Here is a 17,596-nt window from a genome sequence, read left to right on the forward strand (position 1 = left end):
TCCGTATACAGCCCTGCCATGCCGCTGGAGGAAGGGAATGCGTGCGTTGATCGCGGCCATGCTCCTGGCCGTCCTGATGCTGCCCGGAACCGCGGCGGCGGAGCAGGTGACGCTGTTCGCCGCGGCCAGCCTGAAAACCGCGCTCGACGATCTGGCCGCCCGATATATGGCCGGAACGGGCACGCGCGTCCTGGTTTCCACCGCCGCCAGCTCCGCCCTGGCCCGGCAGATCGAAGCCGGGGCGCCGGCCGACATCTTCATCTCCGCCGACCGCGATTGGATGGATCATCTCCAGGCACAGGGGTTGATCCGCGCCGGCAGCCGCCGCGACCTGCTGGGCAGCCGGCTGGTGCTGGTCGCCGCCAGGGGACGGGAACCGGTGCCGGTGGAAGGCTTGGCGGCGGCGCTGGGCGACAGCAGGCTGGCGGTGGCCGACACCGGCTCCGTCCCTGCCGGACGCTATGCCAAGGCGGCCCTGCAAAGCCTCGGACAGTGGGATGCCCTGTCCGGCAGACTTGCCCAGGCGGAAAATGTGCGCGCCGCCCTGGCGCTGGTGGCGCGGGGGGAGGCGCCCTACGGCATCGTGTACGCGACCGATGCCGCGGCGGAGCCGGGGGTGACCATCGCCGCCGCCTTTCCGGCATCCAGCCACCCGCCCATCGTCTATCCCGCCGCCCTGACCGCAATGGCGGAAGGGGACGCGGCTTCCCGGCTGCTGGACTGGCTGTCCGGCGAGGCGGCAGCGGAGGTATTCCGGAGCCACGGCTTCACCATCCCCTCGGACGGATCCTGACCGCATGGACATGGCCCTGACGGCGGAGGAGGCGGCGGCGCTGCGGATCAGCCTGAAGGTGGCCTTCTGGGCCACGCTCACGGCGCTTCCCCTGGGCCTCGCCACGGCATGGCTGCTGGCGCGGCGACGCTTTCCCGGTCGCCTGCTGCTGGACGGGCTGGTGCACATGCCGCTGGTTCTGCCGCCGGTGGTGACGGGCTATATGCTGCTGCTGCTGTTCGGGCGCATGGGGCCGCTCGGCGGGTTCCTGGACGATTTCGGAATCGTCTTCGCCTTCAACTGGACCGGTGCGGCGCTGGCCGCCGGCGTCATGGGCTTTCCCCTGATGGTCCGGGCCATGCGCCTGTCGCTTGAGGCGGTGGACCGCAGGCTCGAGGATGCGGCGGCCACGCTGGGCGCGCCGCCCGTCATGGTGTTTCTCACCGTGACCCTGCCGCTGATGCTGCCCGGCGTGCTGGCCGGCGCCATCCTCTGCTTCGCAAAGGCGCTGGGGGAGTTCGGGGCGACCATCACCTTCGTTTCCAACATCCCCGGCGTCACCCAGACCTTGCCCAGCGCCATCTACAGCTATACGCAGGTTCCCGGCGGCGACGGCCCGGCCCTGCGCCTCACCCTGATCTCCGTCGTGATCGCCATCTCCGCGTTGATCGCGTCGGAAGTCCTTGCGCGCCGGGTGCGGCGGCGGGTGGAGGGGGCGTGATGGAACCTTCCCATGCTTGACGTCCGCCTGCACCATCGACTGGGCGGCTTCATCCTGGATACCGCCTTCACGGCCGGTCCCGGCGTCACGGCCCTGTTCGGCCGCTCGGGGGCGGGGAAGACCACGGTGGTCAATGCCATCGCCGGGCTGCTGCGCCCGGACAGCGGCCGGATCGCCCTGGATGGAGAGGTCCTGCTGGACACCGACGCCCGCCGCTGGGTTCCGCCCCATCGCCGCCGCGTCGGCTATGTGTTCCAGGAGGCAAGGCTGTTCCCGCACCTCACCGTGCGCCGGAATCTGGCCTTCGGCCGCTTCGTCGCCGGCCGGCGCGGCGACGCCCGGGAATTCGACCGGGTCGTGGAGCTGCTTGGGATCGCCCCGCTGCTGGACCGCCGGCCACGGCACCTGTCGGGCGGGGAGCGGCAGCGGGTTGCCATCGGCCGGGCCCTGCTGGCCGAACCGCGCCTGCTGCTGCTGGACGAACCGCTGGCCAGTCTGGACCGGCAGCGCCGCGCGGAAATCCTGCCGTTCCTGGAGCGGCTGCGTGACCAGGGCGGCATCCCCATGGTGCTGGTCACCCATGAGATGAAAGAGGTGACGCGCCTTGCCGCCACGCTGGTGCTCATGGTCGATGGGCGGGCGGTCGCGGCCGGTCCGGTGTCGGAGCTGACGGCCAGGCCGGCCCTGAATCGATGGCTCGGCGGCTACGATGCGGGCGTGCTGCTGCCGGCGCGGGTCGCCGGGCGGGACGCCGCCTGGGCGCTGACCCTGCTGCGGACACCGGCCGGCACGCTGACCGTGCCGGGCGTGGAGCTGCCCCTGGGAACGGAGACGCGGGTACGCATCCGTGCCCGCGACGTGCTGCTCAGCCTTGCCCCGCCGGACGGCCTTTCCGTCCGCAACGCGCTTCCGGGCGTGGTCGCCGCCATCGACCGGACGGACGCCGCCACCGTGCAGGTCACGCTGGACTGCGCCGGCCACCCGGTTGCCGCTGGCCTCACCGCCAAGGCGGCGGCGGAGCTGGGGCTGACGCCCGGCAGGCAGGTCTGGGCGGTCATCAAGGCTGTCGCGGTCGAGGGAGCCTGACCGTGATCCGTGCCGTCCGCCCGTCAGCGGTGTTCATCCCTGGTCAGGCATCAACGACAGGCATCAGGATGCAGCAACGCCCGGCCGAACCCTTTTTCCGCACTGCCCGGCTACCCGATCTCGGCTGGCGGCTCGTGACCGACCTGATCCGTCTGGTCCGGCTGGACGTGAAATACGCCCTCGCCAGCATCCGCGACGTCGCCGTCTCCACCACCCAGGGCACGGTCCTGATGCTGGCGGGCACGCTGGTGGGGATGATCGGGCTATTCCTGCTGCTGACCGGCTTGGGGCTGGCGCTCGCCCTGGTGCTGCCCGGATGGCTGCTGGCCTTCGTCGGCGGCGCGGCCCTGCTGGGCATCGCCATCCCCGTCGCGTGGCGGAGCTGGCAGACGCTCACCGGAAGCTGACCGGGCTGGGGTCAGTCCGGCCCGTCCGATACCGCGGGCGGCGGCTGCTCCGCCAGCTCCTGCTCCAGCTCCTGGATGCAGCCTGCCGCGCCCAGCCGCGCCGCCTCCTCCGTCGCGCGGTACAGCTTTACCAGCCGCTCACCCCAGTCGGTCAGCGCAGCGCCCCCGCCGCCGGAGCCGCCGGGCCGGGTTGCGACCGCCGGGCTCCGGAAAGTGCGGTTGATCTCGTCCACCAGCAGCCAGGCCCGCCGGTAGGACATGCCCAGCGCCCGGCCCGCGCCGGAAATGGAGCCGTGCCGCCCGATCTCTTCCAGCAGGCGCACCTTTCCGGGGCCAAGCTGGCCGTCCGGATGGAAATCCAGGCGCAGTGTCAGGCGGGTGCGGGGCGGGGCGGTCATGCCTTGCTTTACCCCAGCCTGCCCATGGGGCGCCAGAGCGGCGGGAGCCGACCGCGGCCCATTGACTTACCCCTTCCGAAAGTCTACCCCAAATTGTATGATCGGACGGAAAAGCTGCCGATACGTTAGTGGTTGAGCCGGGCGGGGTGGGCATGGATCACGGGCCGCATGTGCCTGACTCGGCATTGCAGGACGGCGGGGGCGATCCCGGACATGCCGCGTCCGTTCCACCGGACGACGCCGGCCCGCGCCGCGCGAATGAGCGGCGGCGGCAGGAGCGGCGGGTAGCCGACCGCGACGCGGCGGTTCTGCGCCGGGCGTTCGAGGGGTTCTCCGATGGCATCCTGGTCTGCGACGGCGAGGACCGGGCCATTTTCTCCAACCCGCGCCTGCATTCCTTCTTTCCGGGCTCGCCGGGCGTGGAAGCCATCCAGGGCTGGTCCTTCGAACGGATCATGCGGGAGGCGCTGCTCCTGAAGCTGGTCACCGGCACCGGCACCGACGAGCCGGTCGATCCGGAGCGCCATGTCGCCCAGCGCATGGCCCAGCGCCGGGCGCTGACCGGCCGCACGGTGGATGAGGTCGGCATTGCCGGGCGCTGGTACCGCAGGGTGGAGGAGCGCATCCCGGAATCCTCCGATGGCAGCCTGCCCGGCGGGGCCATCGTCACCACCTACAGCGACATCACCGACCTGAAGCAGGCGCGGATGGAGCGCGAGGCCGCCAAGCTGGAGGCGGAGAGGGGGGCCGCTCGGCTGGCCGCCGCCGTGGAGGCGATTCCCGGCGGCTTCGTGATGATGGACGAGAACCTCAATTATCTTGTCTGGAACAGCCGCTATCCGGTCATCGGCGGCACCACGGACGCTGTCATCCGCAGCCATCGCACCATGGAGGAGACGCTACGCTTCCAGGCGGAGCGGGGCGACTGGGACCATATCCGCATCGATCCGGCCCGGTTCTCGCCGGCGCAGATCGCCGCCACCCCCATCCTCGAAAAGCTGATCCAGCTCCAGTCCGCCCGCGCCCCCGGCGAGTTGCCGTCGGCGGAGGAGCGGGAGACCATGGTGGCCTGGCACCTGATGCGCTTCGCTCCCGGCGGCCGGCCGGACGGGGAGACGGGCGAGTCGGCCGGCACCTTCCGCGTCGCCGACACCGGCGCTGTCGTGGAGTACCGCCGCAACCGCGTGCCCGGCGTTGGCTGGGTCTCCCTCTATACCGAGATCACCGAACGGGTACGGCAGGTGGAGGAGGCCGCCGCCGCCCGCGCCGCGGCGGAGGCAGCGCTGGCGGAACTGCGCGCCGCCCAGGACAGCCTGATCCAGGCGGAGAAGCTGGCCTCGCTGGGCGGTCTGGTGGCCGGCATCGCGCATGAGCTGAACACGCCGGTGGGCATCTCCTACACAGCCGCCAACCATCTGCGGACCGAACTTTCCAAGTTTCGCACCCTGGTGGACGAGAACCGCCTCCGCAAGGCGGATCTGGACGAGTTCCTGGAACTGGTGGGAGAGGCGGCGAATCTGCTGGAGGTGAATTCCGGACGGGCTTCGCGCCTGGTGCAGAGCTTCAAGAACGTCTCAGCCGACCAAGCGTCGGACCAGCGCCGCACCTTCGAGCTCCGACCCTATCTGGACGAGATCGTGATGAGCGTCGGGCCGCGCTGGAAGCGGGGGGGCCATCTGGTGCACCTGCACTGCCCGGACGGCATCGTCATGGACAGCTATCCGGGCGCGCTGGGGCAGGTGCTGACCAACCTCATCGTCAATTCCACCGTGCACGGGTTCGAGGATGGGCGGTCCGGACGGATCGACATCTCCGTGGTGCGTCCGTTGGGCGGGGAGATCGTGCTGGTCTATCGCGACGACGGGCGGGGCATTCCGCTGGCCGACCTGCCCAGGATATTCGACCCGTTCTTCACCACCCGGCGCGGCCAGGGCTCCACCGGGCTGGGATTGAACATCGTCTACAATCTGGTGACCCGCACGCTCCAGGGCCGGATCGATGTCTGGAGCGCGCCGGGCCAGGGCACCCGCTTCACCCTGCGCCTGCCGCAGGTGGTGAAGGCGGAGGAGTAAGAGCGCTCACGCCCCCGGCACATGGGGCGACGCCTGCCCGCGCCGCCGCCGTTTCGTCGCCGCGAGGTTCAGCGCCTCGACCGCTACCGAGAAGGCGATGGCGAAGTACAGATAGCCCTTCGGGATGTGGAAATGCAGCCCGTCGGCCACCAGCGCCACGCCGACCAGCAGAAGGAAGCTCAGCGCCAGCATCTTCACTGTCGGGTGCTCCTGCACGAAACGGCTGGTCGGGCCGGAGGCGAACAGCATGACGCCCACGGCGATGATCACGGCCGTCACCATCACCGGCAGGTGGTTCGCCATGCCCACCGCGGTGATGACGCTGTCCAACGAGAACACGATGTCCAGCACCATGATCTGGCCGACGATGGCGCCGAAGCTGGCGGCGGCGCGGGAGGCGACCTGCTCCTCCTCGCCCTCCATCGTATGGTGGATTTCCTGCGTGCCCTTGTAGATCAGGAACAGCCCGCCGCAGAGCAGGATGAGGTCGCGGGCGGAAATTCCGAACTCCCCGAAATGGAACAGCGGCTGGGTAAGGGTCACGATCCAGGCGATGGAGGCCAGAAGGGCCAACCGGGTGATCAGCGCCAGCCCCAGGCCGACCTGTCGGGCCCTGGCCTGCTGTTCCGTCGGCAGCCGGCTGGCCATGATCGAGATGAAGATGATGTTGTCGATGCCCAGTACGATCTCCAGCGCCGTCAAGGTGGCGAGGCTGGCCCAGGCCTGGGGGTCGGCGATCCAGTCGAACATCCGCGTCGCTTCTCGTGGCTGATGGAGCGGGAGGCTGCCCGCCTGGAGCAGCCAACGTGAGTAGCTGCACAACAGGGCGAATGGCTTGCGGTTGCCTGCCCGGAGTCCTACGGTTCCGGCCGGAAGATTTCCCGGCGGTTGCACCGCGCGGGAAGGCGCCCTACCGGGAGAGGACGAACCGCAGATGTTGAAGAGTTTGCACCGCCTGTCGCTGACCGCCGCGCTGGGCGCGCTGGCCCTCACCGCCGCCCTGCCGCTGACCGCGGCCCCGGCCCAGGCGCAGCAGGAGCTGCGGCGCAGCGTGGGGCCCGCCCCCGACACGCTAGACCCGAGCAAGGCGGAAACAATCCCGGCGGCCCGCGTGCTCTACGACCTGTTCGAAGGGCTGTTCACCCTGGACGTGAATGGCAATGCCCGGCCGGCCATGGCGGAAAGCCATGAGGTCAGCGCGGACGGCCTCGTCTACACCTTCACCCTGCGCGACGCGAAATGGTCGGATGGCAGTCCGGTGACGGCGGAGGATTTCGTGTTCGCGTGGCGGCGGCTCGCGGACCCGAAGACCGCCGCCCCCTACGCCTATTATGTCTGGCCCATCGTGAATGGAGAGGCCGTGACCAACGGCAAGATGCCGCCGGATGCGCTGGGCGTGGAGGCGGTGGATGCCAGGACCCTGAAGGTCACGCTGCATGAGCCGGCGGGCTACTTCCTCGCCACGCTGCAGCACCCGGCCATGAGCCCGCTGCACCGGGCGAGCGTGGAGAAGTTCGGCGACGATTTCGTGGCCCCGCAGAACATGGTCACCAACGGCGCCTATGTTCTGCGGGAGAACGTGCCCCAGACCTATATCCGGCTGGAGAAGAGCCCGACCTACTACGACGCCGACCAGGTGGCCATCCCGCGCGTGACGGACTTCGTGATCGAGAACCACGACACCGAATTCAAGCAGTACCGCGCGGGCGAGCTCGACATCACCTCCACCCTGCCGACCACGCAGGTCAACACGGCGAAGAACAGCTTCCCGGACGCCTACAAGGCCACCCAGACCTATTCCACCTACTATTTCGCCTTCAACCTGAACAACGAGCCCTGGAAGTCGAACGCCAAGCTGCGCGAGGCGCTGTCCCTGGCCATCGACCGGGACGTGATCGCGGAGAAGATCATCGGCGGGGATGAGAAGCCGGCCTACAGCTTCACGCCGCCCGGCGATGTCGGCGGTTATACCCCCCCAATGCCGGCTTTCCGCGCCATGACCCAGGCGGAGCGGGACGCCCGCGCCAAGGAACTGCTGGCCGAGGCCGGCTATCCCGGCGGCAAGGGGCTGGGCGAGATCGAGGTGATCTATTCCACCAGCGAGAACAACCGCAAGGTCATGATCGCCGTGTCCGCCATGTGGAAGCAGAAGCTCGGCGTGCAGGCCCGGCTGAACAACCAGGAATTCCGCGTGGTCGCCAGCATCGGGAATGAGAAGTCCTACAAGGACATCCTGTTCTATGCCTGGATCGGCGATTATCCGGACCCCTACACCTTCCTCCAGCTTCTGCGCAGCGACGTGGCGCAGCAGAACCTGCCGGCCTACAAGAACCCGGCCTATGACGCGGCGTTGAACAAGGCCAACGCCCTGACCGATCCCGAGGCGCGGCTGGCCATGATGGCGGAGGCGGAGGCGCTGGCGCTGGCCGACCACCCGATCATGACGGTGTTCCACAACACCCGCCGCCGTCTGGTGAACCCGAAGATCAAGGGCTGGGAGGGCAACGCCCTCGACCTGCACCCCAGCCGCTACATCAGCTTCGGGGAATAAAGCGCGCCGCCAGCGGCCCTGGGCTGTTGAAGACCCGCGGAGCAAGAAAAGGACTACTGATGCGACCATTCCGGACGGCAGCGATCGCCCTTTCCCTCCTGACCCTGGCAGGCCAGACGGCCCTGGCGGAGACGGTGCTCAGACGGGGAAACTATGCCGAGCCGGAAACGCTGGACCCGCATACCGCCACCGGCCTGCCGGAAGCCCAGATCTTCTACGACATGTATGAAGGGCTGATGGTCCGCGGGCCGGACGGCGTCGCCAAGCCCGGTCTGGCGGAGTCCTGGACCGTGTCGGAGGACGGAAAGACTTATACGTTCCGCCTGCGCAACGGTCTGAAATGGTCCGACGGCTCCCCCATCGCGGCGGGGGATGTGGTCTTCTCCCTCCGCCGGGTGGTGAACCCGGCGGAGACGCAGGCGCGCAACGCCAACTACATCTGGCCGATCCGCAACGCCAAGCAGATCACCGAGGGAAAGCTGCCTCCGGAAGAGTTGGGCGTGTCGGCCCCTGACGACCACACGGTGGTGATCGAGTTGGAGCGGCCCACCGCCTATCTGCTGAAGGTGCTGAGCTACCCCATGCTGGCGACATTGCCGACGAAGCAGATGCAGGCAGCGGGCAACGGCTTCTTCAGCGCCGGCAAGCTGGTCTCCAGCGGTCCCTACATGCTGGACCGGTATGTGCCGCAGGGCTATGTGAAGCTGGTGCGCAACCCGCACCACCGCGATGCCGCCAAGGCCAGCATCGACGCGGTCTATTTCCACCCGACCGAGGACCAGGATACCGAGCTGAAGCGCTACAGGGCGGGGGAGCTGGACACCACCTATACCCTTCCGGCCGCCCAGATCGACTGGGTGCGGGAGAATCTGCCCGATCACCTGCGGGTCAATCCGCAGCTCGGCACCTACTACTACGCCCCGAACCTGACCAAGAGCCCCTGGAAGGATGACAAGCGCATCATGCAGGCGCTGTCCATGGCCATCGACCGGGGGCCGATCACCGAGAAGCTGACCCGCGGCGGCGAGTTGCCGGCCCATGCCTATGTGCCGCCCGGCGTGCCCGACTACACGCCCCAGGCGCCGGCCTGGGCGGACTGGCCCATGGACAAGCGGATCGCGGAGGCGAAGAAGCTCCTCGCCGCCGCCGGCTACCCGGAGGGCGAGGGGCTGGAGGTGGAACTGCTGTTCAACACCAAGGAGCTGGAGCGGCGCACCGCGGTGGGGCTCGCCGCCATGTGGCAGCAGCGGCTTGGCGTGAAGACGGTGCTGACGAACCAGGAATGGAAGGTGTTCCTGGATACCCGCCGCACCAAGAATTTCCCCGGCCTCTCCCGCCAGGGCTATATCGGCGCCTATGACGACGCCAATGTCTTCCTGGAATGGTACCGCAGCGACATCGGGCCGGAGAACCCTGCCGGCTATGCGAATCCCGAATTCGATGCCCTGCTTGACCGCGCCGCGGCGGAGCCGGATGCGGAGGTGCGGCGCGACCTGCTGCAACAGGCCGAGCGCATGCTGATCGAGGACTATGCCGCCATCCCGGTCTACACCTACGCCTCGAAGCGGCTGGTGAATCCCAAAATCAAGGGCTGGGTGGATAACCCGCTGGACGTCCACCCGACGCTGTATCTGAGCGTGGAGTAAGGTGTTCAAACCGTCCCCTCTCTCCCCACCGGGGAGAGAGGGGCAAACTGTAGGTCGGCCCTTGCTCCGCCCGCACCGACCTACAGACTATTCCAGCCGCTCCAGCTCATCGATGAAGCCGCGGACCACGCCCAGCCCCTTCTGCCAGAAGGCCGGGTCGGACAGGTCCAGCCCGAAGGGGGCCAGCAGCTCCTTGTGGTGCAGGGTGCCGGCGGCGGACAGCATCTCCAGATATTTGCGGGCGAAGGCGTCGGTGCCGTTGTGCCGCGCCGCCTCCTCATAGGCCGCATAGAGGCTGTTCACCAGGCAGTCGCCGAAGGCGTAGGCGTAGACATAGAAGGGCACATGCACGAAGTGCCCCACATAGGTCCAGTAGGGCTTGTAGCTGTCCTCGAACCGGAAGGCCGGTCCCAGGCTCTCCGTCTGCACATCCATCCAGATCTGGCACAACCGCTCCGCCGACAGCTCGCCCTCGCGCCGCTCAGTATGGACCCGGCGCTCGAACTCGTAGAAGGCGATCTGGCGGACCACGGTGTTCAGCATGTCCTCCACCTTCCCGGCCAGCAGCGCCTTGCGTCGCTTGGGATCGGTGGTGCGCTCCAGCAGCCCGCGGAAGGTCAGCATCTCGCCGAACACACTGGCCGTCTCCGCCAGGGTCAGCGGGGTGGAGCTTTGAAGATGGCCCTGCTTGCCGGCCAGCACCTGATGCACCCCATGTCCCAGCTCGTGGGCCAGGGTCATCACGTCGCGGGTGCGGCCCATATAGTTCAGCAGCAGATAGGGATGGGCGCTGGGCACGGTGGGGTGGGCGAAGGCGCCGGGGTCTTTGCCGGGCCGCGGCGGCACGTCGATCCAGGGCTTCTCGAAGAAAGTGCGGCCCAGATCGGCGAGCTGCGGACTGAAGCGCCCGTAGGAGTCCAGCACCAGCTCGCGGGCCTGATCCCACGGGATCACCCGGTCGTCATCGTCGGGCAGCGGGGCGTTACGGTCCCAGTAATCCAGCTTCTCCTGCCCGAACCACTTGGCTTTCAGGGCGTAGTAGCGGTGGGACAGGTCGGGATAGCTGCTGCGCACGGCCTCCACCAGCGCGTCCACCACCTCATCCTCCACCTGGTTGGCCAGATGGCGGGAGGACCAGGGCTGGGCATAGTGCCGCCACTTGTCCTCGATCTCCTTGTCCTTGACGATGGTATTCATGATGTGGGCGAAGAGCCGCAGATTCTTCCCCAGAACATCGCCCAGCGCCAGCGCCGCCTCCTTCCGCTTCGCCGGATCGGGGTTGGACAGCAGGTTCAGCGCCTCGGCACTGGTCAGCTCCTTGCCGCCGATGGGGAAGCGCAGGGCCGACAGGGTCTCGTCGAATAGCCGGGTCCAGGAGGCCCGGCCGGAGACGTACTTCTCATGCAGCAGCTTCTCCAGCTCGTCGGAAAGCTGATGCGGGCGGTACAGCCGCGTGTCACGCAGCCAGGAGGCGTAGCGGGCCAGATCGGGCACCGACAGCTTGGCCTCAAGCTCCGCATCGTCCAGCCGGTTGATCTCCAGTGTGAAGAACAGCAGGTGGACGGAGATGGAGGTCACCTTCTCCTGCATGGACTGATAGAAGCGGCCATTCTCCGGATCGGACCGGTCGCCGGCATAAATCAGGCCAGCATAGGACATGATCCGGCTCATGGTCTCGTCGATCTGCTCATATTCCGCCACGGCGCGAGCCAGATCGGCGCCGGACAGGCCCTTCAGCCGGCCCTCATAGCGCTGGGAGAAGGCGCGGGCATCCCGCTCCGCATGTTCCAGATCGGTCCTCAACTCCGCGCTGTCCGGCCCGGGATACAGGTCCGACAGGTCCCAGTTCGGCAGGGCGCCAAGGGCATCGGCAGCGGCGGCGGGCAGGCTCGTATCCATGCGGGTCCTCTCAAGTCACGGCACATGCTAGATGGGGCGGCTCCCCTTCTTTTTCCAACAGGGCATCCGGGGGCACGTCCGCCCAGAAATCGCCGCGCTTCTTTCGGATAGGAGGGTAACGCGAAAACAAGGAGCAAGAGATGAGCCTCGCCCGCCGCCAATTCCTCACTGCCGCCGCCACGGTTCCCCTGGCCGCGATGCCCGGCCTGCCCGCCTTCGCAACGGATGCCGGGCTGGAGAAAGCTCTGAGCGATCTGGCGACGGCGCATCCGGGACGCGTCGGCATCGGCGTGCGGGACTTGGCCACCGGGGCCACCACGCTGGTCGGCGGCGGCCGGCGCTTTCCGATGCAGAGCGTGTTCAAGTTCCCCATCGGCATCGCCGTGCTGGACGCGGCGGATCGCGGTGCATTGACGCTGGATCAGACCGTCAAGCTCACCCCGGCCGACATGTCGGTGGCCTGGAGCCCCCTGCGCGACCGGCTGGCCGGACAGCCAGGGGAGGACACGGTGCGGGAGCTGCTGGAGCTGATGGTGGCGCAGAGCGACAACACCGCCTGCGACGTGCTGCTGGGCATGATCGGCGGGCCAGAGGCGGTGACGGCGCTGCTGCGTGCCAAGGGAATCGACGGCGTGCGGGTCGACCGAGCGGAGCGGGAGCTTCAGACCGGCGTCTACGGCCTGCCCTGGCGGCCGGAGCTGGTGGACTGGGAGACCTTCAAGGCAGCGGCCCGTGCGCTGGACCCCGCGGCCCGGCGCGCCTCCATGCTGGCCTATCTCGACGATCCCCGCGACACCTCCACGCCGGAGGGGATGCTGGATCTGCTGGCCGCGTTTCATGACGGCCGGATGCTGTCGGAGGCCGGAACGGCGGAGCTGCGGCGGATCATGCTCTCCACCACCACCGGAACGAAGCGGCTGAAGGCCGGGGTGCCGCCGGGCTGGCGGGTGGCGCACAAGACCGGCAGCGGCTGGACGGTGGACGGGCTGTCGCCGGCCAACAACGATGTCGGGCTGCTGATCGCGCCAAACGGTCGCACACTTGCCATTGCCGTTTTCATCGCCGGCTCCACCGCCCCGATGGAGGAGCAGGAGGCGCTGATCGCCGCCGCCGCCCGCGCCGCCACGGCGGACTGACGTCATTTTTCCGTAACCGGGTGCGGTTTTCCGGCATTTTTGCAGGAACCATACAGCGGTCAGTCAGTTGCCACGCGGATGCCCTGGACGGCAGCCCTCCACAACATACGAGGGCATGGCGCGCGCTGGGGGGAGCCATGCGCCGCCGTCGGGCGGCTGCGTCTTGCGTCACTGCAAGGGTGGGGTACCATGCATTCGTTCACCGAACAGATGGAGGGTGCAATGAGCACCATGAACGGGGCCGGCCGGGCCGCCGGCCGTGTGGATTTTCGTGATTGCCTGACCAAGGCGGAACTGCGGAGCGTGCTGGACGGCGTTGCCACCGGCGAGCTGTCGCCGCGCCGCGCCGCCCTGCTGCTGTCGCCCGAGGCGACGGAAGCGGATGTGCGGGCCCTGGTCGGCGAGTTCGAGTACCGCCGGGCCGCGTGAGGTCCGACGGGGGCGCGGTTCCACCGGAACCGCCCCGATACACAAAAGGCGCCGAGGGATGACTCCCCGGCGCCTTTCGTTTTTCAGGTCCTTGTCACGGGACGCGCCGCCCGGTGGGGTATGGGCGCGGCCTGCTCAGTGCATTTCCTTGATGACTTTCTGGCGCAGCACGTCGATGGGGGCAAGGCTGCCACCCTCCTGGAAGTGCCAGTAGGTCCAGCCGTTGCAGGCCGGCAGGCCCTGGATGGCCGCGCCCACCTTGTGGATGCTGCCCTTGTGCTCACCCAGATGGTTCTGGGCCACCAGCGTGCCGTCGGCGCGCACCTTCGCGATGTTGCGGCGGCGCTGGTCGAACAGCATGGTGCCGGGCGTCAGCATGCCTCGTTCCACCAGGCTGCCGAAGGGGATGCGCGGCTGGCTGCGCTTGCTGGGCTGCTCCAGCAGCTCCGGTTCCGCCACCTCCTCCACCGCCGCGATGCGGGCGTTGGCAAGGCGGGCATAGTCATGCTCCCGCTCCAGCCCGATCCAGCGGCGGCGCAGGCGCTTGGCCACCGCCCCCGTGGTGCCGGTGCCGAAGAACGGGTCCAGCACGACATCGCCCGGCTTGGTGCTGGACATCAGCACCCGGTACAGCAGCGATTCCGGCTTCTGCGTCGGGTGGGCCTTCTGCCCGGTCTCGTCGCGCAGCCGCTCGGCCCCCGTGCACAGCGGCAGGGTCCAGTCGCTGCGCATCTGCAGCTCTTCGTTCAAATTCTTCATCGCCTCATAGGCGAAGTAGTATTTGGCGTCCTTGGACTTGGCCGCCCAGATCATCGTCTCATGCGCGTTGGCGAAGCGACGGCCCTTGAAGTTCGGCATCGGGTTCGACTTGCGCCAGATGATGTCGTTCAGAATCCAGTAGCCCAGATCCTGGAGAATGGCGCCGACGCGGAAGATGTTGTGGTAGCTGCCGATCACCCACAGCGTGCCGTCATCCTTCAGCGTGTGCCGGGCGGCATCCATCCAGTCGCGGGTGAAGCGGTCATAGGTGGCGAAGTCGCTGAACCGGTCCCACTCCTCATCCACCCCATCCACGCGGGTGTGGTTGGGGCGCATGAGGTCGCCGTTGAGCTGGAGGTTGTAGGGCGGGTCGGCGAAGACCATGTCCACGCTGCCGGCCGGCATCTCGCGCATGAGTTGCACGCAATCGCCCACAAGAATCCGGTTCGTGGCCAGTTGCGGGGCTGGCGTGGCGGCAGGCTTGGACATTTTGGGAGGCCCGAATCAGGTCGCTGTTTCAGCGACAATGAGTCAGGCCCCGAGTCGGCGTCAACAGTAATCTTCGCCCAAGAGTCAGTGGAGTCAGAGGTTTAGAGCAAGTTGTTGGGATACCGGTGCAAAACTGCGCCGGTGCTCGGGCGTGACGCCAAGGGTGCGCAGCGCGTCCCGGTGCTGCACTGTTCCATAGCCTGCATTGCGCTCCCAACCATATCCGGGGTATCTCGCGGCGAGGTCGCACATGATCTTGTCGCGTGTGACCTTCGCCACGATGCTGGCCGCCGCGATGGACAGGCACAGCGCATCCCCGTCCACCAGCGTCTCCACCCGTTGGCAGGGCAGGGCCGGGGGCCGGTTCCCATCCACCAGCGCCGCATGCGGCCGCACCGGCAGGGCCTCCACCGCGCGGCGCATGGCCAGCAGGGTGGCCTGCAGGATGTTCAGCTCGTCGATCTCCGCCGCGCTGGCGATGCCTACGCCATGGGGCAGGGAGGTGGTGATCAGCTCGAACAGCGCCTCGCGCCGGGCCTGCTTCACCTGCTTGCTGTCATTGACCTCGCCGCACCAGTCCGGCAGCGGCCCCTCCAGCCAGGCGCAGGGCAGCACCACCGCCGCCGCGACCACGGGTCCGGCCAACGGCCCGCGCCCGGCCTCATCCACCCCGCAGAGCAGGCAGAGATCCGAATGTCCGAGGCGGCGTTCATGGGCAAGGTCCAGCATGGGGCCGCTATATGGCGGAACCTTCCCGCGTGGGCAATCAAGAAAAGCCCATTCTTCCTACCGGGGAGAGGACTGGGGGGAGGGGGTATCGGAGCCTTCTCGGAACAAGTCCGGCGATGGCGGAACCACCCTCTCTCCCGGTCTCTCCCCGCGGGGGAGAGGGGGCGATCAGCTTTTCATCCCTGCAACACCTGCTCCAGCACCTTCGCCGCCGCCAGGACCCGCGCATCGTCCCGCATGCGCCCGACAAGCTGCACGCCGACCGGCATCCCCGCCGGCCCGCGCAGGCCGGGCACGGTGACGCAGGGCAGGCCCAGCAGGGTCCAGACCCGGCTGAACACGGGATCGCCCGTGGCTTCCAGCCCCACCGGGGCCTCCCCTGGTGCAGCGGGGCAGAGCAGGGCGTCCATGCCGCCCATCACCTCCGGCAGGATGCGCCGCGCCCGCTCCGCCAGCTCATGGGCGGCATCTAGCTCCGCCGGTGCGATCTCCCGCCCCGCGGCCGCGATCGCCCGCAGGCGGGCGCTGACCTGCTCAGGGGCGGTGCGCAGTTCGGGCGCGTTGCTGCGGGCCGCCTCCGCCGCCATGATCACCTTCTGCGCCTGCAACAGCCCCGCGAAGGCTGGCGGAAGCGTGACCTCCCGCACCACCACCCCGGCCGGCCCCAGCCGGCGCACGGCCTCCTCCAGAAGGGGCCAGACACAGGGCTCCGCTGCATCTGCCTCATGGGTGCGGCAGAAGCCGATGCGCAGCGGTGCCTCCTCGATATCGAAGGAGCGGCCGGCCAGCACCCCCGCCAGGAAGGCGGCATCGTCCACGCTGCCGGCCAGCACGCCGGGCGTGTCCAGGCTTTCGGCGAAGGGGCGGATGCCGGTGCGGTCCAGCAGGCCGAAGCTGGGCTTGTATCCCACGATGCCGCAGAAGCTGGCCGGCCGGATGATGGACCCAGCCGTCTGCGTCCCCAGCGCCAGCGGCACCATCCCGCACGCCACCGCGGCGGCGGAGCCGGAGGAGGAGCCGCCCGGCGTGCGCGCCGGGTCGTGCGGATTGGTGGTCCGCCCCGGCGTGAAATAGGCGAATTCCGTCGTCACCGTCTTGCCCAGGGGCAGCCCGCCCGCATCGCGGATCAGCGCCACCGCGCTGGCATCCCGCACCGGCCGGTGCCCCTCATAGATGGGGGAGCCGTAGGCGGTCGGCATGTCGCCGGTATCGATGATGTCCTTGATGCCGACCGGCAGCCCGTGCAGCGGTCCCTGCGGGCCGGCCCGATCCAGCCGCCGGGCCGCGGCGATGGCGGCATCCGGGTCCAGCCAAGCCCAGGCCTGCACCGTGGGCTCCCGCTCCACGATCCGGTCCAGCGCGTGGCGGGCCACCGCCTCGCAGCTCACCTCACCCCGCGCGATCCGCTGCGCCAGCTCCCCTGCCTCGTTCCCGAACATGCCTCCCCCATTCTTGGTTTTCAGCGCTTGCCGCCCCCGAACCGTTCCCGCATCTCCGCGCAGGGATCACCGCGCTCCGTGGCCGGGGTGAACCAGACATAGTCGAAGGGCGGCCCGCCTTCCGGTTCGGCTTCAACATAGCCGGCCGGGTCGGTGCTGTCCGGTTCCACCTCGCGGAAGGCGATGGTGACGATCTCCGCCTCCGGCAGGCGGGCGCGCAGGTACCAGGGGGCGGCCAGATCCTCCTGCGCGTGCCCGTCGCCGGTGATCAGCACGGCCCCGTCCGCCCCGCCCTCGACCGCCCGCACCATGGTGTCGGCCAGCGTGGCGTCGCGTAGCCGCTGCACATCGACCAGCGGGCCGGCGGCCTCGATCGGCATCAGCCCGCAATGGGCCTCCACCATGGTCCGCCCCAGCTTTTCGGTGAAGGCCTCCGGATAGGGTCGGTCCAGCGCCAGTTCCGCCCGCCGCTCCGGCGGCAGCGCCTCCAGCCCGCCGCGCCCCACCGCGCGCCGCTCCGCCTCGTCAGGGTCGGCGGCCAGCAGGGGCAGCTCTGCCGCCAGCGCCGCATCGGCGATGGGCTGGTACTGCGCCCAGTCCGGCCAGCCCCGCTCCGTCCAATCCACCGCCGCGCCGATCCCGGCCGCATCGCCCGGCTTTTCCGCCAGATGGGCGTCCAGGGCGGGTTGCAGGCCGCGCGGAATCTGCTCGAACGCCACCGCCGGCCGCCGTCCGGCCCGGACCATCGCCCCGATTACATGGGCCTGGAGCCTGTGATGGTCCGGATTGTCGTGGATTTCCCCCAGCAGCACCAGCTCCGCCCCGGCGGCATCCTGCAACGCCCGCTCCGCCGGCACGAAATCCTTATCCCGCGCAGACCACACCCGCCCGGCCAGAGGATGCTCCCGCAGGAGGCCGGCAGTCCAGCCGCCGGGCGGCGGCGCGGGATCGGCGGCCATGCCGGTCGATGGCGCGATGAGAAGAAGAACGCCGGCCACCAGGGCCGGCATGCGGGCAGGGGAGGGGAGACGTCGTATCATCCAAGGCACATGGCGCGGGACGG

16 protein-coding genes are annotated in these 17,596 nt (G+C 68.8%); 9 read left to right on the forward strand and 7 right to left on the reverse strand.

Annotated features, from left to right (window positions below):
• Positions 1–37 precede the first annotated feature (37 nt).
• Genes modA through DOL89_RS01355 form a run of 4 tightly spaced genes read left to right on the forward strand, consistent with a single transcriptional unit; the run spans position 38 to position 2,986 of the window.
• On the forward strand, positions 38–793 hold the full coding sequence (gene modA / locus DOL89_RS01340) for a molybdate ABC transporter substrate-binding protein (RefSeq protein WP_119677530.1): 756 nt from the start codon (positions 38–40) through the stop codon (positions 791–793).
• A 4-nt stretch (positions 794–797) separates the two neighbouring features.
• The gene (gene modB / locus DOL89_RS01345) at positions 798–1,493 is read left to right on the forward strand and encodes a molybdate ABC transporter permease subunit (RefSeq protein ID WP_119677531.1); all 696 of its coding nucleotides are present in this window, start codon (positions 798–800) and stop codon (positions 1,491–1,493) included.
• Positions 1,494–1,505: 12 nt separating this feature from the next.
• Positions 1,506–2,579: a molybdenum ABC transporter ATP-binding protein gene (gene modC, locus DOL89_RS01350; RefSeq protein WP_119677532.1), complete on the forward strand. Its 1,074-nt coding sequence runs from the start codon at positions 1,506–1,508 to the stop codon at positions 2,577–2,579.
• Positions 2,580–2,581: 2 nt separating this feature from the next.
• Positions 2,582–2,986: a phage holin family protein gene (locus tag DOL89_RS01355; RefSeq protein WP_162937263.1), complete on the forward strand. Its 405-nt coding sequence runs from the start codon at positions 2,582–2,584 to the stop codon at positions 2,984–2,986.
• An 11-nt stretch (positions 2,987–2,997) separates the two neighbouring features.
• Here DOL89_RS01355 and DOL89_RS01360 read toward each other — a convergent pair whose 3' ends face one another.
• Positions 2,998–3,384, reverse strand: a complete 387-nt coding sequence (locus DOL89_RS01360) for a winged helix-turn-helix domain-containing protein (protein ID WP_119677534.1) — start codon at positions 3,382–3,384, stop codon at positions 2,998–3,000.
• Between the two features lie 152 nt (positions 3,385–3,536).
• On the opposite strand from DOL89_RS01360, the gene DOL89_RS01365 reads away from it, so the two are divergent.
• Complete coding sequence (locus DOL89_RS01365; protein WP_162937264.1) at positions 3,537–5,456, forward strand: sensor histidine kinase; 1,920 nt, start codon at positions 3,537–3,539, stop codon at positions 5,454–5,456.
• A gap of 6 nt (positions 5,457–5,462) precedes the next feature.
• Here DOL89_RS01365 and DOL89_RS01370 read toward each other — a convergent pair whose 3' ends face one another.
• On the reverse strand, positions 5,463–6,206 hold the full coding sequence (locus DOL89_RS01370) for a TerC family protein (protein WP_119677536.1): 744 nt from the start codon (positions 6,204–6,206) through the stop codon (positions 5,463–5,465).
• A gap of 184 nt (positions 6,207–6,390) precedes the next feature.
• Between DOL89_RS01370 and DOL89_RS01375 the strand changes: the two genes are divergently transcribed.
• Together DOL89_RS01375 and DOL89_RS01380 are read left to right on the forward strand one after the other, a co-directional pair.
• On the forward strand, positions 6,391–8,007 hold the full coding sequence (locus tag DOL89_RS01375) for a peptide ABC transporter substrate-binding protein (RefSeq protein ID WP_119677537.1): 1,617 nt from the start codon (positions 6,391–6,393) through the stop codon (positions 8,005–8,007).
• Between the two features lie 59 nt (positions 8,008–8,066).
• Positions 8,067–9,653 (forward strand): peptide ABC transporter substrate-binding protein, encoded by a 1,587-nt coding sequence (locus DOL89_RS01380; RefSeq protein WP_119677538.1) that lies wholly within the window; start codon positions 8,067–8,069, stop codon positions 9,651–9,653.
• A gap of 87 nt (positions 9,654–9,740) precedes the next feature.
• Here DOL89_RS01380 and DOL89_RS01385 read toward each other — a convergent pair whose 3' ends face one another.
• Positions 9,741–11,552: a M3 family oligoendopeptidase gene (locus tag DOL89_RS01385; protein ID WP_119677539.1), complete on the reverse strand. Its 1,812-nt coding sequence runs from the start codon at positions 11,550–11,552 to the stop codon at positions 9,741–9,743.
• Between the two features lie 140 nt (positions 11,553–11,692).
• On the opposite strand from DOL89_RS01385, the gene bla reads away from it, so the two are divergent.
• Entirely contained in the window at positions 11,693–12,688 is a 996-nt protein-coding gene (gene bla / locus DOL89_RS01390; RefSeq protein WP_119677540.1) for a class A beta-lactamase, read from the forward strand.
• A gap of 222 nt (positions 12,689–12,910) precedes the next feature.
• Positions 12,911–13,117 carry a hypothetical protein gene (locus DOL89_RS01395; protein WP_119677541.1) on the forward strand — a complete coding sequence of 69 codons (207 nt, stop codon included), beginning with the start codon at positions 12,911–12,913 and terminating at the stop codon, positions 13,115–13,117.
• A 135-nt stretch (positions 13,118–13,252) separates the two neighbouring features.
• Here DOL89_RS01395 and DOL89_RS01400 read toward each other — a convergent pair whose 3' ends face one another.
• From DOL89_RS01400 to DOL89_RS01415, 4 genes are all read right to left on the reverse strand, one after another.
• Positions 13,253–14,365 (reverse strand): site-specific DNA-methyltransferase, encoded by a 1,113-nt coding sequence (locus DOL89_RS01400; RefSeq protein WP_119677542.1) that lies wholly within the window; start codon positions 14,363–14,365, stop codon positions 13,253–13,255.
• A 93-nt stretch (positions 14,366–14,458) separates the two neighbouring features.
• Positions 14,459–15,094 (reverse strand): ribonuclease HII, encoded by a 636-nt coding sequence (locus tag DOL89_RS01405; RefSeq protein WP_119677543.1) that lies wholly within the window; start codon positions 15,092–15,094, stop codon positions 14,459–14,461.
• Between the two features lie 176 nt (positions 15,095–15,270).
• Positions 15,271–16,533, reverse strand: a complete 1,263-nt coding sequence (locus DOL89_RS01410) for an amidase (protein ID WP_119677544.1) — start codon at positions 16,531–16,533, stop codon at positions 15,271–15,273.
• Positions 16,534–16,553: 20 nt separating this feature from the next.
• Positions 16,554–17,573, reverse strand: a complete 1,020-nt coding sequence (locus tag DOL89_RS01415) for a ChaN family lipoprotein (protein ID WP_119677545.1) — start codon at positions 17,571–17,573, stop codon at positions 16,554–16,556.
• Positions 17,574–17,596: the final 23 nt, after the last annotated feature.

This window comes from Indioceanicola profundi (assembly GCF_003568845.1).
Classification (GTDB): Bacteria; Pseudomonadota; Alphaproteobacteria; order Azospirillales; family Azospirillaceae; genus Indioceanicola; species Indioceanicola profundi.